At 62.0% G+C, this 25,786-nt stretch carries 23 protein-coding genes; 17 read left to right on the top strand and 6 right to left on the bottom strand.

Features of this window, described 5'->3' with window-relative positions:
• Window positions 1-17 precede the first annotated feature (17 nt).
• Window positions 18-1,406, bottom strand: a complete 1,389-nt coding sequence (locus tag CUV01_RS12675) for a diguanylate cyclase domain-containing protein (protein WP_101460798.1) — start codon at window positions 1,404-1,406, stop codon at window positions 18-20.
• Between the two features lie 230 nt (window positions 1,407-1,636).
• Between CUV01_RS12675 and CUV01_RS12680 the strand changes: the two genes are divergently transcribed.
• The 4 genes from CUV01_RS12680 to CUV01_RS12695 all read left to right on the top strand — a co-directional run bounded on the left by CUV01_RS12680 (window position 1,637) and on the right by CUV01_RS12695 (window position 4,443).
• The gene (locus CUV01_RS12680; protein ID WP_101460799.1) at window positions 1,637-1,921 is read left to right on the top strand and encodes a DUF3572 domain-containing protein; all 285 of its coding nucleotides are present in this window, start codon (window positions 1,637-1,639) and stop codon (window positions 1,919-1,921) included.
• Window positions 1,922-2,044: 123 nt separating this feature from the next.
• Window positions 2,045-2,629 carry a heme NO-binding domain-containing protein gene (locus tag CUV01_RS12685; protein WP_101460800.1) on the top strand — a complete coding sequence of 195 codons (585 nt, stop codon included), beginning with the start codon at window positions 2,045-2,047 and terminating at the stop codon, window positions 2,627-2,629.
• A gap of 62 nt (window positions 2,630-2,691) precedes the next feature.
• Window positions 2,692-3,690, top strand: a complete 999-nt coding sequence (locus CUV01_RS12690; RefSeq protein WP_232962220.1) for a GGDEF domain-containing protein — start codon at window positions 2,692-2,694, stop codon at window positions 3,688-3,690.
• 141 nt (window positions 3,691-3,831) lie between these two features.
• Window positions 3,832-4,443 carry a nicotinate-nucleotide adenylyltransferase gene (locus CUV01_RS12695; RefSeq protein WP_101460801.1) on the top strand — a complete coding sequence of 204 codons (612 nt, stop codon included), beginning with the start codon at window positions 3,832-3,834 and terminating at the stop codon, window positions 4,441-4,443.
• Here the strand turns inward: CUV01_RS12695 and CUV01_RS12700 are convergent.
• Complete coding sequence (locus CUV01_RS12700; protein ID WP_101460802.1) at window positions 4,440-5,081, bottom strand: MarC family protein; 642 nt, start codon at window positions 5,079-5,081, stop codon at window positions 4,440-4,442. The two genes, CUV01_RS12695 and CUV01_RS12700, sit on opposite strands and share 4 nt — an antisense overlap.
• 81 nt (window positions 5,082-5,162) lie before the next feature.
• On the opposite strand from CUV01_RS12700, the gene dacB reads away from it, so the two are divergent.
• A complete protein-coding gene (gene dacB, locus CUV01_RS12705; RefSeq protein WP_101460803.1) occupies window positions 5,163-6,635 on the top strand; it encodes a D-alanyl-D-alanine carboxypeptidase/D-alanyl-D-alanine endopeptidase in 1,473 nt (490 codons plus the stop codon).
• Here the strand turns inward: dacB and CUV01_RS12710 are convergent.
• Window positions 6,595-7,017, bottom strand: a complete 423-nt coding sequence (locus CUV01_RS12710) for a tellurite resistance TerB family protein (protein WP_101460804.1) — start codon at window positions 7,015-7,017, stop codon at window positions 6,595-6,597. The two genes, dacB and CUV01_RS12710, sit on opposite strands and share 41 nt — an antisense overlap.
• Window positions 7,018-7,104: 87 nt before the next feature.
• On the opposite strand from CUV01_RS12710, the gene CUV01_RS12715 reads away from it, so the two are divergent.
• From CUV01_RS12715 to CUV01_RS12755, 9 genes are all read left to right on the top strand, one after another.
• Entirely contained in the window at window positions 7,105-8,691 is a 1,587-nt protein-coding gene (locus tag CUV01_RS12715; RefSeq protein WP_101460805.1) for a lysine--tRNA ligase, read from the top strand.
• 128 nt (window positions 8,692-8,819) lie between these two features.
• Window positions 8,820-11,114 carry a glycosyl hydrolase family 28-related protein gene (locus tag CUV01_RS12720; protein WP_101460806.1) on the top strand — a complete coding sequence of 765 codons (2,295 nt, stop codon included), beginning with the start codon at window positions 8,820-8,822 and terminating at the stop codon, window positions 11,112-11,114.
• Between the two features lie 265 nt (window positions 11,115-11,379).
• A complete protein-coding gene (gene acs, locus CUV01_RS12725) occupies window positions 11,380-13,335 on the top strand; it encodes an acetate--CoA ligase (RefSeq protein ID WP_101460807.1) in 1,956 nt (651 codons plus the stop codon).
• Window positions 13,336-13,442: 107 nt separating this feature from the next.
• The gene (locus tag CUV01_RS12730; RefSeq protein WP_101460808.1) at window positions 13,443-13,700 is read left to right on the top strand and encodes a DUF4212 domain-containing protein; all 258 of its coding nucleotides are present in this window, start codon (window positions 13,443-13,445) and stop codon (window positions 13,698-13,700) included.
• 9 nt (window positions 13,701-13,709) lie between these two features.
• Window positions 13,710-15,518, top strand: coding sequence for a sodium:solute symporter family protein (locus CUV01_RS12735; protein WP_101460809.1), 1,809 nt, complete (start codon window positions 13,710-13,712; stop codon window positions 15,516-15,518).
• Window positions 15,519-15,576: 58 nt separating this feature from the next.
• Window positions 15,577-17,388, top strand: coding sequence for a DUF294 nucleotidyltransferase-like domain-containing protein (locus tag CUV01_RS12740; RefSeq protein WP_101460810.1), 1,812 nt, complete (start codon window positions 15,577-15,579; stop codon window positions 17,386-17,388).
• Window positions 17,385-17,882: a hypothetical protein gene (locus tag CUV01_RS12745; protein WP_101460811.1), complete on the top strand. Its 498-nt coding sequence runs from the start codon at window positions 17,385-17,387 to the stop codon at window positions 17,880-17,882. Before CUV01_RS12740 ends, CUV01_RS12745 begins: the two co-directional genes overlap by 4 nt.
• A complete protein-coding gene (locus CUV01_RS12750; RefSeq protein WP_101460812.1) occupies window positions 17,882-18,253 on the top strand; it encodes a response regulator transcription factor in 372 nt (123 codons plus the stop codon). Before CUV01_RS12745 ends, CUV01_RS12750 begins: the two co-directional genes overlap by 1 nt.
• The gene (locus tag CUV01_RS12755; RefSeq protein ID WP_101460813.1) at window positions 18,247-20,208 is read left to right on the top strand and encodes an exonuclease domain-containing protein; all 1,962 of its coding nucleotides are present in this window, start codon (window positions 18,247-18,249) and stop codon (window positions 20,206-20,208) included. Before CUV01_RS12750 ends, CUV01_RS12755 begins: the two co-directional genes overlap by 7 nt.
• 8 nt (window positions 20,209-20,216) lie before the next feature.
• Here CUV01_RS12755 and CUV01_RS12760 read toward each other — a convergent pair whose 3' ends face one another.
• The 3 genes from CUV01_RS12760 to CUV01_RS12770 form a co-directional block, all read right to left on the bottom strand.
• Window positions 20,217-20,720 carry a hypothetical protein gene (locus CUV01_RS12760; RefSeq protein ID WP_101460814.1) on the bottom strand — a complete coding sequence of 168 codons (504 nt, stop codon included), beginning with the start codon at window positions 20,718-20,720 and terminating at the stop codon, window positions 20,217-20,219.
• Between the two features lie 62 nt (window positions 20,721-20,782).
• Window positions 20,783-21,502 (bottom strand): sterol desaturase family protein, encoded by a 720-nt coding sequence (locus CUV01_RS12765; RefSeq protein ID WP_101460815.1) that lies wholly within the window; start codon window positions 21,500-21,502, stop codon window positions 20,783-20,785.
• Between the two features lie 92 nt (window positions 21,503-21,594).
• Window positions 21,595-21,846: an aminotransferase class I/II-fold pyridoxal phosphate-dependent enzyme gene (locus CUV01_RS12770; protein ID WP_198731817.1), complete on the bottom strand. Its 252-nt coding sequence runs from the start codon at window positions 21,844-21,846 to the stop codon at window positions 21,595-21,597.
• A 340-nt stretch (window positions 21,847-22,186) separates the two neighbouring features.
• Here CUV01_RS12770 and CUV01_RS12775 point away from each other — a divergent pair, with 340 nt between their 5' ends.
• The 3 genes from CUV01_RS12775 (at window position 22,187) to mltG (ending at window position 25,777) form a co-directional block, all read left to right on the top strand.
• Complete coding sequence (locus CUV01_RS12775) at window positions 22,187-23,212, top strand: NADP-dependent oxidoreductase (protein WP_198731818.1); 1,026 nt, start codon at window positions 22,187-22,189, stop codon at window positions 23,210-23,212.
• 121 nt (window positions 23,213-23,333) lie between these two features.
• Window positions 23,334-24,596 carry a beta-ketoacyl-ACP synthase II gene (fabF, locus tag CUV01_RS12780; protein WP_101460816.1) on the top strand — a complete coding sequence of 421 codons (1,263 nt, stop codon included), beginning with the start codon at window positions 23,334-23,336 and terminating at the stop codon, window positions 24,594-24,596.
• Window positions 24,596-25,777 carry an endolytic transglycosylase MltG gene (gene mltG, locus CUV01_RS12785; RefSeq protein WP_101460817.1) on the top strand — a complete coding sequence of 394 codons (1,182 nt, stop codon included), beginning with the start codon at window positions 24,596-24,598 and terminating at the stop codon, window positions 25,775-25,777. Before fabF ends, mltG begins: the two co-directional genes overlap by 1 nt.
• Window positions 25,778-25,786 lie beyond the last annotated feature (9 nt).

Consider the following 25,786-nt stretch of genomic DNA (forward strand, 5'->3'; position numbering starts at 1 on the left):
GACTTGCCCGCGCCGCGCTAAGCCGCCTGCGCTGCCGTCGCGCGGATGACACGGTTGCGGCCCAGGGATTTGGCAGCCAGCATCGCGCGATCCGCCCGGTCCAGCGCATCCTCGGCCAGCTTGACCGGCTGGGTCGTCGGTGCGCACTGGTCGCTGGTTGCAATACCGATCGACAGGGTGACCGACAGTTGCCTGCCCCCCAGTCGCATCGGCAAAGCGATCAGCATGGACATGACCGTCTGCCTGACAAGTTCGGCCAGCTGCGCCGCGCGCTCTGCGCCAATTCCCGGCAATACCGTGACGAATTCTTCGCCGCCCACGCGTGCGGTCATGCCAAGCTCCGAGATTGCCTGAACGATGCGGGCCGCGACCTCGACCAGCACGGCATCACCCGCTGCGTGGCCATATTGATCATTGATCAGCTTGAACCGGTCCAGATCCATCGCAAGGATAGAAAAGGGTTCGCCATTCCGCTGGGCATCTTGCGCGATCGCCGTCAGGCGAGGCAAGGCGTAGCGGCGGTTATAGAGACCGGTCAGCGGATCGGTCATGGCCCACAAATGGTGCCGCTCGGCCTCGGCCCGGCGCCTGTCCGCCAGACGTTTCTGCCGCAGCTGGGCGTTGATAGCGATCGCCGTCGCCTCGATCATTGTGTCCGATTGCAGACATAGCGGCATCGTGTCACCTGCGCCCAGATCCAGGGCGATGGTCGCGATATCAGAGCGGCCATTGGGCACCGCAACGATGAAAGATGAATTGCGCGACCCATTGCGCGAACGCAGCTCGGCCAACAGCCGCAGACCCTCACCCGGATTCTCGAGATCCGTCGCAATCACATACAGTTCTGCCGCATCGTCACGGGCAACCGCTGCCAGCGCCTGCTCGGCGTCGTTGATTGCAAAGCGGGACGGCAGATACTGCGACAACATATGCTTCCAGCCAAGCGCCCGGCCCGGTGTGTCGGCGACCAGCGTCACATCTCCGCGTATCGGCACGTCCAGCGCAGCAACCGTTTCTGTGACCTCGGACAAGGGGCGCAGAACGTCGCGTTGACGCAGCAATCCGCGGATCCTTGCCAGCAGCATGTTTTCGTCCACCCGCGGGTCAAGCACGGCTGTTGCGCCAGCCTTGAGCGCGGCGATCAGGTGATCGCTCTGGCATTGGACCAGCACAGGGATATGCGCCGTGGCGCTGTTGCGCGACAATTCATGACACAGGGCGACAGGGGCATCATGCCCAAGCGATGCGCCAAGGATGATCAGATCGGGGCGCTGCTGCGCGGCGAGGTCGCACACCTGTTGCGGCGAGGTTGCCGTCACGACCTCGTAACAGGCAGCGGTTAGCCTGACCTTCAACGTGATTCGATTGGTGGCAAGCCCGTCTGCGATGAGGATGCGTCCGCTCATGCAAGGATATTCCCTGATCTTTTCTTTGTGCTGTGAGCATGATCGAGAAAGTTTAACAAAGCGTTTCCCGCGGCTCACCAGTTTGCTGCTTTGGTTCAAGCCGGTGTGATCAAATCGTCAGCAGCGCATCGGTGCGACCAGAAAAATACTTCAAAAACAACGGATATGTTTGCATGCGTGCGGAATTCGATAAATGATCCAGAGGTCAATCAGGGAAAACAGGCTAAGTGATGCTTTCAGGTGAACGCGCAAAAGAGATCGCGGACAACGTGCTCGGTTTCGTCGCGGCTGACCAGGATATGGTTCAGGCATTGCTTGACGTGTCGGGCCTGGAGCCCGGCGATTTGCGACAAGCGGTCGGTCGGCCCGAATTTGCCGTATTCCTGCTCGATTTTATCCTGCTGAGTGATGACCGCGTACTGACCTTTGCCCAGAGCCAGGGGATCAAACCTGAATCGGTACTGTATGCCCGTGATTCGCTGGCGCACCAGGGTGTCGGAGACATGGATGGATGAGCCGCTGCATCCCGCGTCTGGTCCGAAGCGGCCCGGTTCGCACGCGCCGATGGTGATCGACGCGCGTAAGTCTTTTCTATTTGTAAAGGTTTCGGCGGTAGAATCGGCTGTGAAGAGGGTAAGATGCACGGTCTGATCAATCGTTCGATCGAAGGGTTCCTTCGCGACACCTATGGCGATGTTTTCTGGGCCGATGTGGCAGAAGCGTCGGGCATTGACGCGCGCGGGTTTCAGACCGTTCGTCAATATCCGGATTCGGTCAGCTATGCGCTGATCAATAACGCCGCGCAGCGACTGGACAAGCCAGAGGCGGAATTGTTGGAGGACCTGGGGGCGTGGCTCACGCGATTTGAACCTGTCAGGCGGCTGTTGCGGTTTTCCGGCCGCAATTTCGTCGATTTTCTGTACTCTCTGGAAGAACTGCAGGGCCGGGCCCATATGGTCCTGCCCGACCTCGGCATGCCGCGGATCAAGGTCGAAGCGCGGCGTGAGGATGAGCTGCGTGTTTTGATGCCCGATTGTTTCGATGAGTGGCGCAGCGTGGTGGCCGGCGTCATTCGCAGCATGGCAGATGACTACGGCGCGCTGGGCCTGATCGCGGTCGAAGGCACTGCCGTTGCGGTGCAGGTTTCGCATGAGGCGTTCACCAAGGGGCGCGGATTCGACCTTGGCGCGGGTTTGGCACGGACTGGCGGAGGGGAACCTTGACCGACCCGAAACCGAGCGCTGAAGGGCGAACCGCCCAGGGTGACGACGAAAATGACTTGGTCGTGACGCCCGCAATGCTTGCCGGCCTGTTGCCGATGCATCTGCTGCTTGCTGCCGATGGTGCAATTGAATCCGCCGGGCCGACGTTGCGAAAGATGCTGCCCGATGGGGTCAGAAAATTGGCCGAGGCATTCGTCCTGACCCGTCCCGTGCCGCAGGATGATGACCATCAGGCATTGCAGATGGCTGCCCGCACGTCCGAGCGGGTGATGCTGCGGATGGTCGATGAGCCGCGCTTGACGCTGCGTGGTCACGCAATCGAGGCCGGTGACGGCAGGTTGCTGTTGAACCTTGGTTTCGGGATTTCCCTTGCGGATGCGGTCAGAGAGCTGGAACTGAAAGACAGCGATTTTGCGCCATCAGAACTGGCGATGGAACTGCTGTTTCTGCACGAGGCCAACCGCGCGGTCATGGGTGAATTGTCACGCTTTAACCTGCGGCTGGAAGAGGCGCGCGAAGTTGCCGAAACGCAGGCATTCTCTGATCCCTTGACCGGCCTGTACAACCGTCGCGGCCTTGAACTGGCGCTGACGATGGCGCTGCGGTCGGCGGCCACTGCACGTATGCAGGATATGGGCGACGGCTCGACCGGGGGTTTTGCCCTGGCGCATCTGGACCTTGACCGGTTCAAAGAGGTCAATGACCAGTTCGGCCATGCGTCAGGCGATCAGGTTCTGTGCCGTGTCGCGCAGATTTTGCGCAGTGAAACCCGCAGCAACGATACCGTGGCGCGGGTTGGTGGCGACGAGTTCGTTCTGATTCTGGCGGGCATGACCAGCGCGGATGCTTTGACCCGGCTGTCAGAGCGTATCATTGCCGAGATCGAGCGTCCGATGGTTGTTGACCGGCATGAATGCAGAATCTCCGCCAGTATCGGCATCGCCATGTCATCGCACTACCCGGTTCCCGAGGCGGAAAGGATGTTGGCCGATGCCGATGCGGCGCTGTATCGGTCCAAGAATGCGGGGCGGGCAAGGGCGACGCTGCATGAGCCTTCTTGATGCGGGCGACGCATTTCCGTTGATCGTCTGCTGCGACGTTTCGTCTTTGCGTCGACGGGCAGCAGGGAACGAAGACTGTCGGGCAAGAGCGACCAGCAGCCGCATCTTGGATCGCCCTCTACGGCAGGCTACACCGCGAGAATGAGACATCATTTCCCCATGGGCAGCCCGGGACTGCGCGTCGGATTGCTGGGCGGCTCGTTCGATCCCCCGCATGAAGGGCATGTCCACATCACCGAAGAGGCGTTGCGCCGATTCGGGCTGGATCGCGTCTGGTGGCTGGTCAGCCCCGGCAATCCGCTGAAAGAGCGCGGGCCGGCGCCCCTGGAGCAAAGGCTGAGCGCAGCACGTGCGTTGATGCAGGATCCCCGCGTCATCGTGACAGGGATCGAGGCCAGACTGACGACGCGGATGACCGCTGACACGGTTGCCGAACTGCAGCGGCTTTATCCGGCGGTGAAGTTCGTCTGGCTGATGGGGGCCGACAATATGGTGCAGTTCAATCAATGGGATCGCTGGCGCGAGATCGCCAGCCGTGTACCGATCGGGGTTCTGGCCAGACCCGGGTCGCGGCTGGCAGCGCGCAATTCGGTCGCCGCGCAGGTGCTGCGACGGTATCGGCTGCCGGAATATCGGGCGCGAGAACTGGCCGTTAGCCATCCTCCTTGCTGGGTGATGATCAATGTGCCTATGTCGAACCTGTCCTCGACCGCCCTGCGGGCGCGGGCTGCACGCAAGGCCCGCGCCGGCTAAGGCAGCGCGGGCAAAACGCCGATCTGCACGAATGCCGTCAACACCGCGTTAACAGCAACCGCCGCCAGCAGCAGCCCCATCACCCGGCTGATCACGGATGCCCCGGTCGTGCCGATCAGCCGCAGAATCGGATGCGCCAGCAGCAGCAGCGCAAGTACGACCAGCATGATCAGCGCCATAAGAGTTGCGGTGATGAACTGGTGAGAGATCGAAAATCGGTCGTTATCCGTCAGGATCACCACGGCCAGCATGGCGCCGGGCGATGCAATCGACGGCATGGCCAGCGGATAGACCGACTTTTCCTTGATAAAGGCATCGGGATGCTCGCTTTCATCGGCAACCTCTCGGTCTGGTTTTGAGTCGCCGAAGATCATGGTCAGAGCGAACAGAAACAACACGATGCCGCCCGCAATCTGGAACGATGCCAAAGAGATACCCAGTGCCTCCAGCATTAATTGCCCCAGCACGATGAAGCTGAGCAGAACCATGAAAGCCACAGTCACGGCGCGGACAGCCAGGCGTCGCGATGCGGTGACCGACATGCCCGCGGTCACGGCCAGAAAGACTGGCAGCGTGCCGATCGGGTCGATCACGACCCAAAGCGTGATGAATTCCTGTAAGATCTTCTGCAGATTCATGGGTAGTTACGTTATCACTGGTTTCTAACAAGATGCCTTACGCTATAACCCGCAGGCAGCAATAAACAGGGGCGTTACCGCATGAATGGGCTGAACCGGCGTGCTTTTCTGACGGCTTCCGCAGCCATTCTGGTCGCGGGAACGCCCGGCAGAGCGCAGGAGGTTCTGCTTGGCGGCCCTGTGCGCCCACCGCGCCGGCCCGCGCCGTCGGCCAAGGCACTGGTCAATCGCGCCGGGCTTGGCGGCAGCGTCGCATATGCCGCCCTCGACGCGACGACAGGGCAAATGATCCGGTCAGAGCAGCCCGACCTGCCGCTGCCGCCCGCCAGCACGCTCAAGGCGGTGACCGCGCTGTATGCCATGGACCGGCTTGGCGGCGATCACAGATTTCGCACGCGGGTGATGCGGGTCGGGGATATGTTGGTGCTGGCCGGTGGCGGTGATCCGGTTCTGACGACGGATGATCTGGCGCGGCTGGCCGATGCGTTGGTGGCGACCGGGCAGCAAACGCCCACGCGTTTTGCCGTCTGGGGCGGCGCGCTGCCCCGCATCGAGGAACTGGAGCCGGGTCAGGCTGTTCACCTGTCCTATAATCCCGCGATCTCGGGGATGATCCTGAATTTCAACCGTGTGTATCTGGGGTGGCGGCAAGCCGGCGGCGACTATCAACTGACGCTGGAGGCGCGCGCCGATGCGCATTCGCCCCGTGCCTATACGATCACCGCCCGTGCCGCTGTGCAGCAGGCGCTGTTTACCTATTCCGCCGATGAAAGGCGCGAGCATTGGCTTGTGTCGCGCGCTTCGATGGGGCGGGCGGGCAGCCGCTGGTTGCCGGTGCGCAAACCGGAACTGTATGCTGGCGACGTGTTCCAGACGCTGTGCCGGGCGCGCGGGCTGGTGTTGCCATCGCCGGAGGTATTGGCCGACCTGCCCAATGCGGAAGAGGTTGCCGCGGTCGAGAGCCCGGCCTTGCGCGACATACTGATCGGGATGATGCGCTATTCGACGAATCTGACGGCCGAGGTTGTCGGGTTGCATGCCAGTGGCGCTGCAAGTCTGGCAGCGTCGGGCGCAGCGATGCGCGCGTGGTGGCAGGATGCAGGCGGCACCGGCGAGGTGGTGTTTGCGGATCACTCGGGACTTTCTGCCGACAGTCGCGTCACAGCCGGCGGGCTAGCACGATTGATGGCAGGCTATGGCCAGAAAAATGGTCTGCGGGCGCTGATGAAGGACGATCCTCTCGTCGATACATTGGGCCGCACCCCTGAGCACAGCGCACGGATCGAGGCCAAGACAGGAACGCTGAATTTCGTATCAAATCTGGCAGGTTATGCGACAGGGTCGCAGGGCGGGCGCGAGATCGTCTTTGCGGTGCTTTGCGCCGATTTGCCACGTCGGGCGCGCACCGAAGGGCAAGAGCTGCCTGCCGGCGTCTCGACCTGGACCAAGCGTGCGAAAACCCTGCAGGCAGAGTTGGTCGAGACCTGGGTCGCGCCCGATCCCGCGCCGGCCGTTACAACGTCCGGTGCCGAACCTGTGCCGATAACTCAATAGCCGCTGCGTGCAAGCGTGAGATATTGAATTCGTGACGAATTTCCGCCAGCAGCGCGATCTCGCCCGCGTAAAGTCTGCCATCAGCGGCGCCGACATCGCAGGCCATGGCATAGGCGGTTTCATACAGGCGCTCGGGCAGGGCATCGCGGATCAGCCCGAAGAGAGCATCCAACCCGTCCTCTTCCTCAAACAGCGACATCACAGTCTGGCTGACGGCGCGGATGCGGCTGTCGTCATAGTCGCTGAAGACGGGCAGGTGATCGACCATGCGCTGAATGGCCACCAGTTCCGAGGTCCGCATGGTCTCGTCGGACGCTGAGGTGGCGACCATAACGGCGACCAGCGCATCGCCGGGCGAGAAAGAGGGCAGGTCGGTGGTCATGCAAATCTCCGTGCTATGCCCGCAAATTATTGACGATAGGTCGAGGTTTCAATATGCCCGCCGCACCCCTGTCGACGGAGAATTCAGATGACAACCCTGCGCGATGCCGCGATGACTTCCAAGGCCTGGCCCTTTGAAGAGGCGCGCCGGTTGCTGAAACGCTATGAAAAGGCGCCGCCGGAAAAGGGCTATGTGCTGTTCGAGACGGGCTATGGTCCCTCGGGATTGCCGCATATCGGTACCTTTGGCGAAGTTGCGCGGACGACGATGATCCGTCGCGCCTTTGAAGAAATCAGCGATATCCCGACCAAGCTGATCTGTTTCTCGGACGATCTGGACGGCATGCGCAAGGTGCCTGAAAATGTGCCGAATAACAAGCTGTTGCAGGACCATCTGCAAGAGCCGCTGACGACGGTTCCCGATCCGTTTGGCGAATATCCCAGCTTTGGCGATCACAACAATGCCATGCTGCGGCGGTTCCTCGACACGTTCGGGTTCGAATATGAATTCATCAGTGCGACCGAATTCTATCGTTCGGGCCGGTTTGACGCGGTTTTGCTGCGTGCCTGCGAGAAATATGACGAGATCATGAAGGTCATGCTGGCCAGTCTGCGCGAAGAGCGTCAGCAGACCTATAGCTGCTTCCTGCCGATCAGCCAGAAGACGGGCAAGGTGCTGTATGTGCCGATCAAGCATGTGGATGCTGCGAATGGCACCATCACCTTTGATGAGGATGGCGAGGAAACGACTCTGTCCGTCACCGGCGGAAATGTGAAACTGCAGTGGAAGCCCGATTTCGGTGCGCGTTGGGCCGCGCTGGATGTCGATTTCGAGATGTACGGCAAGGATCACAGCACCAATACGCCGATCTATGACCGCATTTGCGAGATTTTGGGCGGGCGCAAGCCTGAGCATTTCACCTTTGAGCTATTCCTGGATCAGGACGGTCAAAAGATCAGCAAATCAAAGGGTAATGGGCTTTCTATCGACGAATGGCTTACCTATGCCTCGACCGAAAGCCTGTCCTACTTCATGTATCAGAAGCCCAAGACGGCCAAGCGGATGCATTTCGATGTGATCCCCAAGGCGGTCGACGAATATCACCAGCAACTGCGCGCCTATCCCGATCAGACGCCAGAGCAGCAGGCTGCCAATCCGGTCTGGCATATTCACGGCGGCAATGTGCCGGCCTCGGATATGGTGGTGCCGTTCCAGATGCTGTTGAACCTCGCGTCGGTCGCGGGGGCCACTGACAAGGACGGGCTCTGGGGCTTTGTCCAGCGGTATGCGCCGGATGCCAGCCCCGAGTCGCATCCCGGTCTGGACCAGGCCGCCGGGTTCGCCGTGCGCTATTTCACCGATTTCGTTGCGCCCACGCGCCAATTCCGCGAACCGACCGACATCGAGCGCCGCGCGTTGGAGGATCTGGCGGGTCGGCTGGCAGGCTGGGATCAGCCTGCGGACGCGGAAACGCTGCAAAGCATGGTCTTTGCTGTCGGCAAGGAACACGGGTTCGAACCGCTGCGGGACTGGTTCTCGGCGCTTTACCAGGTGCTGCTGGGTGCCGATCAGGGGCCGCGGTTCGGCGGCTTTATCGCGCTTTATGGCGTGGCAGAGACGCGCACGCTGATCGAACATGCGCTGGCCGGTGACCTGATCACGGCCGACGCCTGACATCTGCCTGTTGCGCGCGGCGCCGTTGCGGCGCGCGCGGGCTTCACCACGGGTTAACGTTTCATCAACTATTTCTTCATCCGGTCATGCGGCCTGCCGCCAGCAGACCTGGATTGGGAGAATGGGCGATGAACATAGCGATCACCGACGGCTTGCAACTGATGCCGCCGGCATTTGGCGCGGGGCTGAGCGTCTGGTCCAGCGAAGACGGGACGCCGGGCAGCGAAAGCTGGTCGCAGGCGACGAACGCGGCCATCGTGCCCGCCGATCAGGATTTCGGCCGTTGTCTGGAAATCTATAAGACCTCGACAACCACCCGGATTCGTTTTCGGGGTGAAACGCCCATGATTCCGGGCGTCTATCTGCGCGTCTCGGCGCGGTTGAAGGCGATGGCGGGGGCGCTGCCCAATGCCCGCATCGCGGCCTTTGCAGGCGACAGTCAGCGCAACAATGTCTCGAACGTGCCGCAGGCGGCGCAGGCCGTGGCACTGCCGAACTATGGCGAGATCATCGAGATCAGTGCGATCATTGGTGTGGGCGCGCGCAACGGCGTTGATCTGAGCTGGGGCACGGTGCCGATCTATGGGCATTTCGGGCTGGACCTGACCGGACCGAATGGCGGTTCGGTGCGGATCGAATCGATCCGCATCGAGGACGTGACCTCGGCCTTTATCCCCGAGCTGATCGATTGGGTCGATGTGCGCGATTACGGCGCTGTGGGCGACGGTGTTACAAATGACCACGCGGCATTCGCGGCGGCCGACAGTGCCAGCCGGGGCGGCGGTATTCTGGTGCCTGAGGGCAATTTTTTCATCGGCAACAGCATCTCTATCAATGCGCCCATCCGCTTTACGGGCAAATTGACCGCCCCGACCGCTGTTCGGGTGGTCTTTTTGCACAGCTTTGACTTTCCGACTTATGCGGATGCCTTTGGCGACGAGACACTGGGGTTGAAAAAGGCGTTGCAGGCGCTGTTCGGCTTTACAGATCATGTCACGCTTGACCTGTGCGGGCGACGCATCGAATTGACCGAGCCGATCATCGTCAATGAGGTGGCGCCGGGACTGCAGAACTTCTTTACCCGCCGCAATATCGCCAATGGTGAAATTCGCGCCGTCGAAGGCCCGGCCTGGGATACGCGCAGCGTCAGCAGTCAAGGAACCTATGACATCGCTGATTCAGAGACGCTGACCAATGTCGGCAATGTTGCTGCGATCGAGATCGGCAGTCGCGTTCAGGGCAGTGGTGTCGGACGCGAGGTCTATGTGCGCGATCGCAACATCTCGCAGCGGACGATCACACTGTCCCAGCCTTTGCATGGCGGGTCCGGGACCCGCAGCTACAGCTTTCATCGCTATCGCTACATGATTGATTTTTCTTTGGTAAGTTCGATCCAGCGGGTGAGTTTCCTTGATGTGGTCTTCAATGCCGACCGCCATGCCAGCGGGGTGATGCTGCCGCGCGATGGCGGCTTGTTCGCCTTTCGCGATTGCATGTTCGAAGAGCCAAAGGATCGCGCAATCACCTCTATCGGGCGGGGCTGTCAGGGTTTGCAGGTCGATCAGTGCGACTTTCGCTCTTCCGAGGGGTCCTTGCTGGCGCAGCAGCGCACGGCAGTCGGGATCAACGTCAACGCCAATGACGTCAAGATCCGCAACAACCGCTTTGTCCGGTTCGCGCATTTCATGGTTGCCCATGGTGGCGGCCATATCATCACCGGCAACCACTGGTTTCAGGGCGACAGCGCCGAGGAGGGCCTGCGCACCGCCGGCCTGGTTCTGACGCTGGTCAATCCGATGATCACGATCAGCGGCAACTATGTCGACAATGCCTCGATCGAATGGACCAACGAGCATTCGGTCGATCCGACCTTTACCGGCGGGGGCTTCAGCTTTGGCGGTTTGACGATCACCAATAACAGCTTTCTGTGCGACCATACCGTGCCCTGGTTTTCATGGCTGGTGATCAAGCCGTTTGGTGGCGGGCAGTTCATCCACGGGCTGAACGTGTCGGGCAACGTGTTCAAATCGCTGTATAACAAGATCGACCGGATCGAACGTGTCGATACCTCATTCGGCGATCTGAACTATAACCGGATGCGCAACGTGCATTTCTCGGGCAACAGCCTTGTGGGGGTCACGAACTTTGTCCAGAACCCGCTGACGATCACCCATATGCAAAGCACCGCCAGCAAGACCTGGACGCTGCCCGCGCTGGATGGTTTGCCGTTCCAAAGCTGGGCCAAGAACGCAAAGTCGGTGCTGCTGACCAGTCCGCTGACACTGGCGGGCGGCGCGCAGGTTCAGGATACGCCCTGGGTCGAAACGGAAGTCGGCGCCGCCAAGCGCCAGTTGCGGCTGAATTGGGGTCAGGCGGTCAAGGGCCGCGTCGTCGTTCAATTGAGGATGGACGATCTGGACTAGCGTCTGACACATCTGACTGACCGCGCCGCCATGGTTTTTACCGTGGCGGCGCTTTTGCATGGTGGAACTCGCGTTTTTGTGAATTATTTACAAGAACCGTATACATCTGGTGAATAAATTTACAAAATTATCTATTTAAAAAAATGGTTTACGTGAAAGGGTGCTTTGTGATTAACATGGCGGCATCCTGCGATCCGACCCTGTCCGGCATCTTGGCTGGCAGAGGGGCGGACACAGCGCGCTGGCCATGAGGAGGAGGGGCGTCATGAGTGCCGAAGCTACTGAGAAATATGCCATTCCACAGGGGTTTGAAAATGCCCATGCGGGGCCGGGTGACTACACCCGGCTATATGCCGAATCGATTGATGATCCTGATGCGTTCTGGGGGCGCGAGGGCAAGCGGCTGGATTGGATCACCCCTTACACCAAGGTGAAGAACACCGATTTCACCTTTGGCAATGTCAGTATCAAATGGTTCGAGGACGGTCAGTTGAACGTCGCGGCGAACTGTATCGACCGTCATCTGGCGACGCGCGGCGATCAGACAGCGATCATCTTCGAGCCCGACAGCCCTGATGATGAGGCTCAGCACATCACCTATCGCCATCTGGGCGAGCAGGTGAACCGGATGGCCAATGTCCTGCGCGACATGGGCGTCAAAAAGGGTGATCGGGTGGTGTTGTATCTGCCGATGATCCCCGAGGCGGCCTATGCCATGCTGGCCTGTGCCCGGATCGGCGCGATCCACTCGATCGTTTTTGCGGGCTTCAGCCCCGATGCGCTGTCCAACCGGATCAACGATTCAGGCGCCAATATCCTGATCACCGCCGACGAGGCGCCGCGTGGCGGCCGCAAGACGGCGCTGAAATCCAATGCCGATCAGGCGTTGCTGGGCTGCTCGGACCGGGTGAAATGCCTGGTTGTCAAGCATACCGGCGGCCAGACGACCTGGACCGAAGGCCGCGACATCGACCTGCGCGCGCTGATGGCCGAGGCCAGCACCGATTGCGAGCCCGAGGCGATGAACGCCGAAGACCCGCTGTTCGTGCTGTATACCAGCGGTTCAACCGGCAAGCCCAAGGGTGTGGTGCATACCACCGGCGGCTATCTGGTCTTTGCCGCCATGACCCATCAATACACCTTTGATTACCACGACGGCGACATCTACTGGTGCACGGCGGATGTGGGTTGGGTCACCGGCCACAGCTATATCGTCTATGGCCCGCTGGCCAATGGTGCGACGACGCTGATGTTCGAGGGCGTGCCGACCTATCCCGATGCTGGCCGCTTCTGGGAAGTTTGTGCCAAGCACAAGGTCAACCAGTTTTATACAGCGCCAACCGCGATCCGGGCGCTGATGGGCAAGGGGAAAGAATTCGTCGAAAAGCACGACCTTTCCAGCCTGCGTCTGCTGGGCACCGTGGGCGAGCCGATCAACCCCGAGGCCTGGAACTGGTACAACGAACATGTCGGCAAGGGGAAATGCCCCATTGTCGACACCTGGTGGCAGACCGAAACCGGCGGCCACCTGATCACGCCACTGCCGGGCGCCACCGAGACCAAGCCGGGATCGGCAACCGTCCCGTTCTTTGGCGTGAAGCCGGAAATCCTGGACGCGGAATCGGCCAAGGTGCAAGAGGGCAATCCCGCCGAGGGCGTCCTGTGCATCGCCGATAGCTGGCCTGGCCAGATGCGGACGGTCTGGGGTGATCACCAGCGCTTTATGGAAACCTATTTCCAGCAATATCCGGGCTATTACTTTACCGGTGATGGCTGCCGCCGCGACGAGGATGGCTATTACTGGATCACCGGCCGCGTCGATGATGTGATCAACGTGTCGGGTCATCGCATGGGCACGGCAGAGGTCGAGTCCGCCCTGGTCGCCCATGAACAAGTCGCAGAGGCCGCCGTGGTCGGCTATCCGCACAGCGTCAAGGGGCAGGGTATCTATGCCTATGTCACGCTGATGAACGGGATCGAACCGTCCGAGGATCTGCGCAAGGAACTGGTCAAATGGGTGCGCAGCGAAATCGGCCCGATTGCCAGCCCGGATCTGATCCAATGGGCGCCCGGCCTGCCCAAGACGCGCTCGGGCAAGATCATGCGGCGTATCCTGCGCAAGATTGCTGAAAACGATTACGGCGCATTGGGCGACACCTCGACACTGGCAGAGCCAGAGGTCGTGGATGATCTGATCGCCAACCGAATGAACAAGGGCTGACAGGCCCTTGCCATCGCGCCCCGGTCTGCTCGCCCGGACACGGGGCGTGCAGAACAACCAAACGGGCGGAATGAGGGACATGTCTGAACAGGGAGGAACCTAGGGACATGAGTGACAAACAATCTTCAAATGCCTACTGGCAGGCGAACTTGCGGATCATCTGGATCTGCCTCGCCATCTGGGCCTTGGTGTCTTACGGCTTCGGGATCATCCTGCGGCCGTTGCTTTCGGGTATCAAGATCGGCGGCACTGATCTGGGTTTCTGGTTCGCGCAGCAAGGCTCGATCCTGGTATTCATCGTGCTCATCTTTTTCTACGCGGCGCGCATGAACAAGCTCGACCGCGAACATGGCGTGGATGAATAGGGGGCCATCATGGATCAATTTACTCTAAACCTGATCTTCATCGGCCTGAGCTTCGCGGTCTATATCGGCATCGCGATCTGGGCCCGTGCAGGCTCGACGGCTGAATTCTATGCCGCCAACCGTGGCGTCAGCCCGGTCATGAACGGCATGGCGACGGCTGCTGACTGGATGTCGGCTGCCAGCTTTATCTCGATGGCGGGTCTGATTGCCTTTACCGGCTATGACAACTCGACCTATCTGATGGGCTGGACGGGCGGCTATGTGCTGTTGGCACTGCTGCTGGCACCTTACCTGCGGAAATTCGGCAAGTTCACCGTGCCGGAATTCATTGGCGACCGCTTCTATTCCAAGACCGCGCGGATCATCGGCGTTATCTGCTTGCTGATCATCTCGATCACCTATGTGATCGGTCAGATGACCGGCGTTGGCGTGACCTTCTCGCGCTATCTGGAAGTGTCGAACTCGACCGGTCTGTGGATCGGCGCGGCGATGGTGTTCATGTACTCGGTTCTGGGCGGCATGAAGGGCATCACCTACACGCAGGTTGCGCAATATGTCGTGCTGATCATCGCCTACACCATTCCGGCGATCTTCATTGCGCTGCAACTGACCGGCCATGTTCTGCCGCAAACCGGCTTGTTCGGTACGCTGAACGAAGGCGGTGGCAAGTTCCTGGCCACGCTGGATCAGGTCGTCGTCGATCTGGGCTTCAAGACCTATACCGGCCACCACAAATCCACGCTGGACATGGTGTTGTTCACTCTGGCGCTGATGATCGGTACGGCTGGTCTGCCCCACGTCATCATCCGCTTTTTCACCGTGCCGAAGGTTTCGGACGCACGTAAATCGGCGGGTTGGGCACTGGTCTTCATCGCGCTGCTTTACACCGTCGCACCTGCTGTTGGTTCGATGTCGCGCTTTAACCTGACCTCGACCATGTGGCCGGGTGCAGAGACGGGCGACACCTACAGTCAGCCTGCGGTCACGTTGGACTCGATCGAGAACGACGACGACAAGCAGTGGATGCGGAACTGGCAAGTCACCGGTCTTCTGAATTGGGAAGACAAGAACGGCGACGGCCTGATCCAGTACTACAACGACGCTGTGACCGAAGGTCCGTCTGCCGAAATGGCCGCTGAACAGGGTCTGCAGGGCAACGAATTGACCACCGTGAACAACGACATCATGGTTCTGGCCAATCCGGAAATCGCGAACCTGCCCGGTTGGGTGATCGCAATTGTCGCCGCTGGCGGTCTGGCTGCTGCACTGTCAACCGCGGCTGGCCTGTTGCTGGCGATCTCGGGTGCGGTTTCGCATGACTTGATCAAGGGCGCGATCAACCCAGGCATCAGTGAAAAGGGCGAACTTATGGCCGCCCGGATCTCGATGGCTGCATCCATTCTGGTTGCAACGATCCTGGGTCTGAACCCGCCGGGCTTTGCGGCGCAGACCGTGGCACTTGCCTTTGGTCTTGCGGCATCATCGATCTTCCCGGTTCTGATGATGGGTATCTTCAGCAAGCGCATCAACAAAGAAGGTGCAATTGCGGGGATGCTTGCAGGTATCCTGTCGACGCTGCTCTATATCTTCACCTACAAGGGCTGGTTCTTCATCTCGGGGACCAACATGCTGGAAGATGTCGCAGCGAACTGGGTGTTCGGTATCTCGCCTGCATCCTTCGGTGTGATCGGCGCTCTGATCAACTTCATCGTGGCCTATGTGGTTTCCAATGCCACCGAGGAACCGCCGGTCGAAGTGGTCGAACTGGTCGAATCGATCCGCGTGCCTCGTGGCTCGGGGGGTGCGGTCGCGCACTAAACCTGCTCTGGCCGCGTCCCTTTCGGGGCGCGGCCGTTCCGCTTTCAGGGGATGACACATGTCCGACGCATCAGGATTCCTCTCTTCCGTCCATCCTTATGACAGCCTGCCGCAGGACGAATTGGCGCGGGTCGCCAATTCCTTCAGCCGCAGGGAAATTCCCTCTGGAACGGTCGTTTACCAATATGGCGACCCATTGGCCGGTGTCTGGCTGATCGAAAGCGGTCGCGTGGCCGTCAGCGATCGCAACGGCGATTCCGTTTCCGAACTTGGTCCACGAAACAGCTTTGGCGAACGCGGCTTGCTGCGCGACGGCGTGGCCGTGACCACGGCCCGGATCATCGAGGATGCGGTGCTGTGGATGCTGCCGCGCGAGGCGTTGCTGGAACTCATCGCCCAAAACCGAGCGGTGGCGCGGTTTTTTGATCGCGGTCGCACGCCGCAGACACGCGGCGCCCAGATCGCGACGCTGAAAGTCGCCGATCTGTTGACCCGCAAGCCACTGGTCTGCGGCCCCGACACGCCCGTCAGGCGAGCCGCCGAAATGATGCGCGATGCCGGTGTCAGCAGTATCGGCGTGACCGATGCGAAAGATGCGCTGGTCGGGCTGGTGACGATTCGCGACATGTCGAACCGCGTGGTGGCCGCGGGGCTGGATGGCAGCCACCCGGTCAGCCAGATGATGACCCGCGATCCCATCACGCTGCCGCCCTCGGCCCTGGGCTATGATGTGCTGAACGTGATGCTGGAACGCAAGATCGGCCACCTGCCGGTCGTCGATCAGGGCCGCTTTGTCGGCATGATCAGCCAGACCGATCTGACCCGTGTGCAGGCGGTCAGCGCCTCGGTCCTGATCCGCGATCTGGCCGATGCCGGATCGGCTGATGAAATGGCGCAGGTGACCGCGCGAATCCCCGATCTGCTGGTCAGCCTTGTTGCCGCCAATCAGCGACACGAGGTCATTACCCGGATGATCACCGACATCGCCGATGCGGTGACGCGCCGCCTGCTGATCCTGGCCGAGGCCCAATTGGGGCCGGCGCCGGCAGTCTGGCTATGGGCGGCCTGCGGCAGTCAGGGGCGGCAGGACCAGACCGGCGTTTCCGATCAGGACAATTGCCTGATCCTTGAGGACGGCACCGATCCGGACGATCCCTGGTTCACGGAATTCGCGCGCATCGTCAGCGATGGGCTGAACGAATGCGGCTATGTCTATTGCCCCGGCGACATGATGGCGACGAACCCACGCTGGCGTCAGCCGGTCTCGGTCTGGCGCAGCTATTTTCGCGGCTGGATCGAACGTCCCGATCCCGAGGCGCAGATGCTGGCCAGTGTCATGTTCGATCTGCGCGCCATCGGCGGCGATGCCAGCCTGCTGGCCGGGTTGCAGTCCAAAACACTGCAGCTTGCGTCCAAGAACTCGATCTTTGTGGCGCATATGATATCGAACTCGCTCAAACATCGGCCTCCGCTGGGGATGATCGGCGGCTTTGCCACAATCCGCAGCGGTGAGCATCGCCATCACATCGACATGAAACATAACGGCGTCGTGCCGGTGACGGACCTTGCGCGGGTTTATGCGTTGCAAGGGCGGATCAGAGCGGTGAACACACGCACACGGCTGCTGGAGGCCGAGGATGTCGGCGTGCTTTCGGGCAGTGGCGCCCGCGATCTGGTTGCGGCATATGACCTGATCCAGACATTGCGGCTGGAAAATCAGGCGCATCTGGTGCGCGCGGGTCGCAAACCCGATAACTACGTGTCGCCGGCGGATCTGTCAGATCTGGAACGCAGCCATTTGCGGGACGCTTTCGTCGTGGTGCGCGGCATGCAATCGGCCATCGGCCAGGGCAAGGGGATACTGGGATGAGTGGCGTCGGGGTCGAATTACTGGGTGTGATCGCGGTCGGCATCGGTGCGGCGGCGGTTCTTTATGCGGCCTTGCATGCGGCGCGAAAGGCGGGGCTGGTGCTGCCGCGCTGGATCCTGGCCGCGGGCATCGGGCTGGCGATGATCGGCTATTCGGTCTGGAACGATTACTCCTGGTTCGAACGCGCCAAGGGCCGTCTGCCGGCTGATACCGAGATCCTGCTGACCGGCACCGACAAGATGCCCTGGGCGCCCTGGACCTATCTGTTCCCGATCACCACCCGCTTTGCCGCGCTTGACCCGGCCAGCATCGAACGCAGCGGCGCTGACGCCGCCAGCGCCCAGATCACCCTGGTCGAGCGGCGCGGGCCGATGCTGGTGGTGGGGCAGGATTTTGACTGCGTGGGCGGACGGATCCGGCCCGGCTCTGCCGACTGGATGTCAGTGACCGAGGGCGATCCGGCTTTTGCCTATATCTGCGGCGAGGAGGGGTAATGGCGCGCATCATGGTGATCGAAGACGAGGACAATATCGCGCTGGCGCTGGATTACCTGTTGTCGCGCGACGGGCATGATCATTCGCGCATGGCCAGTGGTGCCGGCGCGGTGCAGGCGATCCGCGAGCAACGCCCCGATCTGGTCTTGCTGGATGTGATGCTGCCCGAAGTCTCGGGCTATCAGATCGTGCAGGAAATGCGCGCCGATCCGGACCTTGCCGAAACGCGCGTGCTGATGATGACGGCGCGGGGTTCAGTGGTCGAGCGGCGCAAGGGATTGGCACTGGGGGCCGACGGGTTCATTGCCAAACCGTTCGAACTGTCCGAGCTGCGCGCCGAAATGGCGCGGCTGCTGGCGCCGCCATGCTGACCGGGCTGTCACTGCGCTTGCGGGTCCTGCTGATCTTTGCAGGGCTGGCGGGTACGGTGCTGGCCGTGTTTCTCTTTGCGCTCTGGGTCGAGGCGCGGCGTATGTCGCAAGCCGGGATCGACATGGGCGAGGCGACCTCGCCGATGGTGCTGGCAGGTTTCATCGCCGGGCTGGGCGCCGTGCTGGCGATTGTCGCGGTCTGGTTCCTGTTCGACCGTTTCGTCGCCCATCCGATCGAGACGCTGGCCGGCGGGCTGCGCACGGGCCAATCGCCCGATCTGGATCAGGCGCGCTATCTGGCCGATCTGGGGCCTGCCGCACGGGATGCCGCCGAGGCGCGGGCGCGCTCGGCCGAGGCGCTGGCGCAGGCGATGCAGGACCATGCTGCGGAACAGGCGCGCGAAAAGGCAGCGCTGGAATCGATCCTGTCGGATTTCGGGGCGGCGGCGGTGATGACCGATACGGCCGGTCGGGTGGTCTTTTACAATGCCGCAGCCGGACGGATGATGCCGGGATTGGGGCTGGATCGGCCGCTGGCCCGGCATCTGCGCTCGGGCGCGCTGGATGCGGCGCGGGTGCGGCTGGTTGATGGCGGGGTCGCGGCCACCGACCTGACGGCGCTGACCGTGGATGGTACCCGCTTGACCGGGCGGATGCGGTTGATGGACGATGGCACGCTGCTGATCCTGCGCGACCGGCCCGCCGCACGGCCCGAATCCCGTGCAGCCTTCGAGGCGCTGCGCCGACGCGCGGCGACCCTGGTGCCGATGCTGGAGGTTCTGGACGGGCCCATCCCGCCCGCGCTGGCACAGGCGATCCGGGCAGAGGGGCAGGGATTGGCAAATGCCATGCGCAGCCTGTCCGATGCCGATAAGCCCGATGACAGCGGTGCCTGCGCGCAACTGGCTGAACTGGCTGTTGGTCTGGATACAGGCGGCGCCCCATTGCCGCGACTGTCGGTGCAGGCACAGGCGGGGCCGGTAAACGCGCTGCTGCGTGCGTTGGACGGGCATTTGCGGGCGCAAGGTCACGCGCCCCGGCTGGTCGTGGATACGGCGGACGCGGCCGAGGTCAGGCTGCTGTTGGAATGGCAGGGCGCTGCGTTGCCCATGGACCGGCTTGAGGCATGGCTGGCCGAGCCGCCCGACCACGATCAGCCCGATCTCAGCGGGGCCGATTTGCTGGCGGCACAGGCAACCGGCATCTGGGCCGAGCATGACGACCCCGCAGGCCCCGCCCGGCTGGTCCTGCCTTTGCCGCGCGCCGCCGAGGCGGATGTATCGGGTGGGCTGACCTATGATTTCGCGCTGGCCTCGCGCGGGGCGGCGTCAAGCCAACTGGCCGATCTGACCTGTGTGGTCTTTGACACCGAAACCACCGGGCTGGAACCCACCGACCGAATTGTCCAGATCGCGGGTGTGCGCATCGCAGGCGGGCGTCTGACCGGCGAGCGGTTTGAAACGCTGGTCAATCCGGGCCGCCCGATTCCGCCTGCCTCGACCAAGATCCACGGCGTGACCGATCAGATGGTAAAGGACGCGCCGGATATGGCCGCGGCCCTTGTCGCCTTTCACCACTTTGCCGAGGACGCGGCGTTGGTCGCCCATAACGCGCCTTTCGATATGGGCATGCTGCACAGCGCGGCGCCCGAAACCGGCGCGCATTTCGACAATCGGGTGCTGGATACGGTGCTGCTGTCGGCCATGGTCTGGGGGCAATCCGCGCCGCATACGCTGGACGCACTGTGCGAGCGGTTGCAGATCACCATCCCCGAAGAACTGCGCCATACCGCCATGGGCGATACGGAGGCGACGGCGCAGGCCTTTTTGCAACTTATCCCCGCACTGGCCGCCAAGGGGATCAAGCGGTTCGAGGATATGCAGGTCGAGGCGCGTAAACATCGCCGCCTGATCGGCGATGCAAATCAGGACGCGGCCAAGACATCATCGTCCTGATCAGGGGCCTAAAGTTCGATCTGTGGCTGTGAGGGATCCACGGGTGGGCCAGCCTCATCGGGGTCCGTGTCGCTGCCCGGTGCGTTTCGACCGAGGTCCCGCAACCCTTCGCCAATCGCCGGTGGCGGCGGGGCGCCGGGCTTGCGGCGAATGACGATATCGCCGTTTTCCAACCGCTCGGGCGTCTGATAATTGGCGATGTCATCGACCAGCACCGAAAGATCGCTGAGTGCCGGACCCATCATCGAAAGGGCGCCGGCAAGGTCTTGCGACATGCCCTCGATCTCGGGGGCCATCTCGTTCATCAGGTTGCGAAACAGCATGTCCATGCCGCGCCCGATCAGACCGGCGCCTTCGTCCACCGATCCCTCTGCGCCCGCATCCGGCTGGTCCGCCATCGGCGGCTCATAGTCGTATTCGGGGCTGACCGGGGCGGAATCGTTGGTCTGGGCCAGCGCAAAGGGGGCGGCGGCCAGAAGGGCGATCAGGGGCAGGGCGTAGACGCGTTTCATACTTCAAGAATGGGGCCTGAGGCGCGCTGGCGCAAGTCGCAAGCGCGCGATCAGGCCGCGTCTCACCGTGCAGCGCGGGTGATTTGTTCCGCGGTGATGCCGTGACGCGGGCCAAAGCGCGCCCTGGCTGCGATCAGTCGCGGGTCGTCAGGGCGCAGGCCGAGGGTGGTCATGAATTCATCGCGTTGGGCGCGACGCAGCGCATCGCGGTCGATGGCGGTGCCAAGCGCCCGGTCGATCACCTCGCCACCCGGAGAGACGTGGAACCAGCGGGTGAAATCGCGAAAATGGTGCTGGTTGTGCAGCACCGTCACGTGACGCTCGGGGGCGGTTTTGGGCACGGGCAGATGGGCGGTCATGTGAAACCATTCATAGCCCAGAAAGGTGCCGACACCGCCCAGCAGGATGATCGCCGCGCCGATCTGCCAGCCCAAGCCGGGCAGAATCAGGCCCGCCACAAGGCTGACGGCCAGATAGTGCACAGCCAGCATCGGCAGCGCCACCCACCACGGCACGAAGAACAGCCCCGGCACGGTCGGGAAATCGTGATGCCCGTAATGCGCCTGGTACAGCAGGTCAAAGCGCCATTGCGCGCGCGGCGGCGGCAGGTGGAACAGAAAGCGGTGCATCGCGTATTCGTTCATCATCTGCATCGCAACGCCGACCGGCACCAGCGGCCACAGCCACCACGGCCCCAGGGCAAGCGCGATCAGGCCGGCCAGCATCGCAAGGGCCATGATCGAAATGGGCCAATGCGAGAACATCAGGCGCAGCCTGCTCATGTGGGGATGTGCGACGTGATTGCCTGAATTCATGCGGTGCAGGATGGGTCCGGTTTTCGTCTGGCGCAAGGCGGACGCAGGGTCAGCCTGGCTCAGGCGGCGCGCAACAGGCGGCCAAGGCGGGCCATGCCTTCATCGATCAGCGGTTTGTCATGCAGCGTAAAGCTGAGCCGGATCGTGTTGCGGCCGCTGCCATCTGCATGGAAGGCATGGCCGGGAACGAAGGCGACCCTTTCGGTTTGCAGTGACCTGGCCAGCAGCTCTGCGCCGTCCATATGCCGGGGCAGGGTCAACCAGATGAACATGCCACCATCGGGTCGGTTCCACGTGACGCCGGCGGGCATTTCGCGCCCGAGCGCGTCTGGAATCAGATCACGCCAGCAAAGGAAATGATGTCGGGTTGGTCCAGAAGCTTGAGCAATTCCCGGATTTCCGAGGCCTGCATCCGTGACATGCGATTTGCAAAGAGCTGGTCCAGCGACATGATCATCCCCCTACCCGGTAGAGAAATCGTTGGCGCAGTTTTTGAGGTAAGTCAATATAGCTGACCTTATTGCCATGCGCCAATTCTCGCTGGTGTCCGGGCTTGGACTTGATCGGTGCGCGCACCGCAATTTTATCCTGCGATGGAATGGCGGACAGATTGACCGCCGATTTGCGGCACTGCGACCGCAAGAACCGGAAATGAGGATCGAAGATATGAAGGCTTTTGTCATGACGCGCTACGGCGCCGCCGACGCCTCTGAACTGCGCGAGGTCCCGCGCCCTCAGCCGGGGCCGGGCGAGGTGCTGGTGCGGGTTCACGCGGCGGGGCTCAATCCCGTCGACTTCAAGACCCGAGAGGGCGAGATCAAGGCGCTGCTGCGCTATAGCCTGCCTGCCGTCATGGGCAACGAGCTGTCGGGTGTCGTCGAGGAACTGGGCGATGGTGTCGATATTTTCGCCAAGGGTGACCGGGTCTTTGCGCGCACGGCAAAGAAAGCAATGGGCGCCTTTGCAGAATATGCGGCCGTTCCGCAGGACTTGCTGGCGCGCGTGCCGGATGGCGTCGATCTGGCGACGGCTGCTGGTGTACCCCTGGCCGGGTTGACGGCGCTGCAGGCGTTGCGCGACGAAATCGGCCTGACGCCGGGGCAGCGGGTCTTTATCCCGGGCGGCGCGGGCGGCGTGGGAACATTTGCCATTCAGGTCGCGAAATGGCTGGGCGCGGAGGTCATCACCACCGCATCGCCGCGTGGCCGCGAGTTGGTGGAACAGTTGGGCGCGGATCGGGTGATCGACTATACGACCGAACGCTTCGAGGATCAGTTGCGCGATATGGATGGCGTCTTCGATCTGCTGGGTGGCGAGACGCTGCAATCGTCCTTTGGCGTGGTGAAGCCGGGCGGCAAGGTGGTGTCCGTCGCGGGCCTGCCCGAGCCGCAGACCGCGCGCAAGGATCTGGGTATGGGATCGGTCATGACGGCGGTTTTCTGGTTTGTCTCCAGAAAGCTGCGGGCAGAAGCCAGAAAGAACGACGTCAGCTATCGGTTCCTGTTCATGCATCCAAGCGGGTCAGAACTGGCTGAACTGGGCGACATGATCGAGGGCGGTCATCTGGCGCCAGTGATCGACCGGGTCTTTCCCTTTGATCAGATTGCCGAGGCGATGGCCTATCTGGAAACGGGCCGGGCCAAGGGCAAGGTGATCGTCCAGATGGTCGAGCAATAGCATCGGATGGGTGCCGGGTGCCGGTCGCCAGGCTGTGAAAGGCCGCGACCAACCCGGCGTTGCGCGGTCCGCACACCGCGTGTATCAGGTCTGAAAAGACGGGCAGCATAAGGAAATTGCCATGCGCAGAGTTGTTGTCACCGGGCTGGGGATGGTCACTCCGCTGGCCTCGGGTGTCGAGTCGACCTGGGAACGGCTGTTGGACGGGCAGTCGGGGGCGGGGACGATCACCCGCTTTGATCCAGAGAATGTGGTGACCAAATATGCCTGCGAAATCCCTTTTGGCGATGGCAGCGACGGCAGTTTCAATCCCGATGACTGGATGGAGCCAAAGGACCGCCGCAAGGTCGATGATTTCATCCTCTATGGCATGGCTGCCGCGCAGCAGGCCGTGGACGATTCCGGCTGGACGCCTGAGACAGACGAGGACCGCGAACGCACGGGGGTAATGATCGGGTCCGGCATCGGCGGGCTGACCAGCATTGCCGAGACCGCTGTCCTGATCAAGGAACGCGGGCCGCGGCGGGTGTCGCCATTCTTTATTCCCGGATCGCTGATCAACCTGATCAGCGGTCAGGTCAGCATCCGGTTTGGCTTCAAGGGGCCGAACCATGCGGTTGTGACGGCTTGTTCGACAGGCGCCCATGCCATCGGTGATGCGGCGCGGCTGATCATGCTGGGCGACGCCGATGTGATGGTTGCAGGTGGTGCCGAGGCGCCGATCAGCGAGATCGGGATCGCGGGTTTCAACGCCTGCAAGGCGCTGTCGACCAAGCGGGGCGACGACCCGCAATCGGCAAGCCGCCCCTATGACGAGGACCGGGACGGCTTTGTCATGGGTGAGGGTGCTGGTGTCGTGGTGCTGGAGGAATACGAACACGCCAAGGCGCGTGGCGCGCGGATCTATGCCGAGGTGCTGGGCTATGGTCTGTCGGGCGATGCCTATCACATCACCGCGCCAAGCGAGGATGGCGATGGCGGTTTCCGGGCAATGACGAATGCGCTGCGTTCGGCGGGGCTGGAGCCGGGGGCCATCGACTACATCAACGCGCATGGCACCAGCACCATGGCCGACACGATCGAGCTGGGCGCGGTGGAGCGGCTGCTGGGTGACGGTGCAGGCAACGTGGTGATGTCCTCGACCAAATCGAGCATCGGGCATCTGCTGGGCGCGGCTGGCGCGGTCGAGGCGATCTTTTGCGTGCTGGCAATCCGCGACCAGATTTGCCCGCCGACGATCAATCTGGATCATCCGGCGGTTCAGCCCAAGCTGGATCTGGCTGCCAATTCCGCAGTGCGGCGCAAGGTTGATGTGGCGCTGTCCAACAGCTTTGGCTTTGGCGGAACCAATGCCAGCCTGATCCTGGGTAAGGTGTCCGACTGATGTGGCGTAACATTGCCTCTAATTTTCTGACGCTGTCGATTGTGCTGCTGATCGCGCTGGCTGGCGGTATTGCCTGGGGCAAGCGCGAGTATAGCGGACCGGGTGCAAGTGCGCTGGCGCAATGCGTGCAGGTCGCGCAGGGCGCCAGTCTGAACGCCGTCAGCAACCAGTTGGCTGAACAGGGTGCGATCAGCAGCGCCTATATCTTTCGCGCGGGCGTCGATTATCAGGGCCTGGCGGGGCAGTTGAAATATGGATCCTATCTGGTGCAACCCGATGCCAGCATGGAAGACATCGCAGGCGTCATCACCGAGGGCGGTCCCTCGACCTGCGGGACCGAGGTCATCTTTCGGATCGGCGTGCGGGCCAACAGCGTGGTGCTGCGCGACATTGATCCCGAGACCGGCACCTATGAAGAGCGGGTGAAATACGATCCCGCAGCCGAGCCCGAGCCAGAGACGATTGCCAGCGCCATTCAGCAACCCGATGCACGGTTGCGGATCGCCATGGCAGAGGGCGTCACCAGCTGGCAGGTGGTCAACGGGTTGCAGGCCGCTGCTTTCATGGGCGGCGAGGTTGCCTCTGTTCCCGCCGAGGGCAGTCTGGCGCCCGATACCTATGAGGTCAGCGCCGGCGATGATCGCGCCGCGCTACTGGCCGAGATGGGTCGTCGGCAGGAGGTCATCCTGAACCAGGAATGGGAGGCGCGGCCCTTTGGTCTGCCTTATGCCAGCATCGAAGAGGCGTTGATAATGGCCTCTATCGTGGAAAAGGAAACCGGCGTTCCTGATGAGCGCGAGATGGTGGCCAGCGTCTTTGTGAACAGGCTGGAATCGGGGATGCGGCTGCAAACCGACCCGACGGTGATCTACGGTGTGACGGGGGGCGAGGGCATTCTGGATCGCGGCTTGCGCCGGTCGGAACTGGATACGCCGACGCCTTACAACACCTATCAGATCGACGGGCTGCCGCCGACGCCGATCGCCAATCCCGGTCGCGCCGCAATCCGGGCGGCGCTGAACCCGGTTGAAACCGATTTCGTGTTTTTCGTCGCAGATGGCAGCGGTGGCCATGCTTTTGCGCGCACGCTGGAAGAGCACAACGCCAATGTTGCGCGCTGGCGTGAGATCGAGGCGCAACGGGGCGAGAACACCGAAAGCCCGGTTCAAACCGACGGCTGAGCGCCGGCA

The sequence above is a fragment of the Paracoccus tegillarcae genome (assembly GCF_002847305.1).
Lineage (GTDB): Bacteria > Pseudomonadota > Alphaproteobacteria > Rhodobacterales > Rhodobacteraceae > Paracoccus > Paracoccus tegillarcae.

Coding starts and splice junctions, on each gene's coding strand:
- CUV01_RS12695 (WP_101460801.1), top strand. CDS start 3,832: ATGAGACATCATTTCCCCATGGGCAGCCCGGGACTGCGCGTCGGATTG.
- CUV01_RS12680 (WP_101460799.1), top strand. CDS start 1,637: ATGCTTTCAGGTGAACGCGCAAAAGAGATCGCGGACAACGTGCTCGGT.
- CUV01_RS12720 (WP_101460806.1), top strand. CDS start 8,820: ATGAACATAGCGATCACCGACGGCTTGCAACTGATGCCGCCGGCATTT.
- CUV01_RS12730 (WP_101460808.1), top strand. CDS start 13,443: ATGAGTGACAAACAATCTTCAAATGCCTACTGGCAGGCGAACTTGCGG.
- CUV01_RS12685 (WP_101460800.1), top strand. CDS start 2,045: ATGCACGGTCTGATCAATCGTTCGATCGAAGGGTTCCTTCGCGACACC.
- CUV01_RS12755 (WP_101460813.1), top strand. CDS start 18,247: ATGCTGACCGGGCTGTCACTGCGCTTGCGGGTCCTGCTGATCTTTGCA.
- mltG (WP_101460817.1), top strand. CDS start 24,596: ATGTGGCGTAACATTGCCTCTAATTTTCTGACGCTGTCGATTGTGCTG.
- CUV01_RS12760 (WP_101460814.1), bottom strand. CDS start 20,720: ATGAAACGCGTCTACGCCCTGCCCCTGATCGCCCTTCTGGCCGCCGCC.
- CUV01_RS12715 (WP_101460805.1), top strand. CDS start 7,105: ATGACAACCCTGCGCGATGCCGCGATGACTTCCAAGGCCTGGCCCTTT.
- CUV01_RS12775 (WP_198731818.1), top strand. CDS start 22,187: ATGAGGATCGAAGATATGAAGGCTTTTGTCATGACGCGCTACGGCGCC.
- dacB (WP_101460803.1), top strand. CDS start 5,163: ATGAATGGGCTGAACCGGCGTGCTTTTCTGACGGCTTCCGCAGCCATT.
- CUV01_RS12675 (WP_101460798.1), bottom strand. CDS start 1,406: ATGAGCGGACGCATCCTCATCGCAGACGGGCTTGCCACCAATCGAATC.
- fabF (WP_101460816.1), top strand. CDS start 23,334: ATGCGCAGAGTTGTTGTCACCGGGCTGGGGATGGTCACTCCGCTGGCC.
- CUV01_RS12770 (WP_198731817.1), bottom strand. CDS start 21,846: ATGCCCGCCGGCGTCACGTGGAACCGACCCGATGGTGGCATGTTCATC.
- CUV01_RS12745 (WP_101460811.1), top strand. CDS start 17,385: ATGAGTGGCGTCGGGGTCGAATTACTGGGTGTGATCGCGGTCGGCATC.
- CUV01_RS12740 (WP_101460810.1), top strand. CDS start 15,577: ATGTCCGACGCATCAGGATTCCTCTCTTCCGTCCATCCTTATGACAGC.
- CUV01_RS12700 (WP_101460802.1), bottom strand. CDS start 5,081: ATGAATCTGCAGAAGATCTTACAGGAATTCATCACGCTTTGGGTCGTG.
- CUV01_RS12735 (WP_101460809.1), top strand. CDS start 13,710: ATGGATCAATTTACTCTAAACCTGATCTTCATCGGCCTGAGCTTCGCG.
- CUV01_RS12765 (WP_101460815.1), bottom strand. CDS start 21,502: ATGAGCAGGCTGCGCCTGATGTTCTCGCATTGGCCCATTTCGATCATG.
- CUV01_RS12710 (WP_101460804.1), bottom strand. CDS start 7,017: ATGACCACCGACCTGCCCTCTTTCTCGCCCGGCGATGCGCTGGTCGCC.
- acs (WP_101460807.1), top strand. CDS start 11,380: ATGAGTGCCGAAGCTACTGAGAAATATGCCATTCCACAGGGGTTTGAA.
- CUV01_RS12750 (WP_101460812.1), top strand. CDS start 17,882: ATGGCGCGCATCATGGTGATCGAAGACGAGGACAATATCGCGCTGGCG.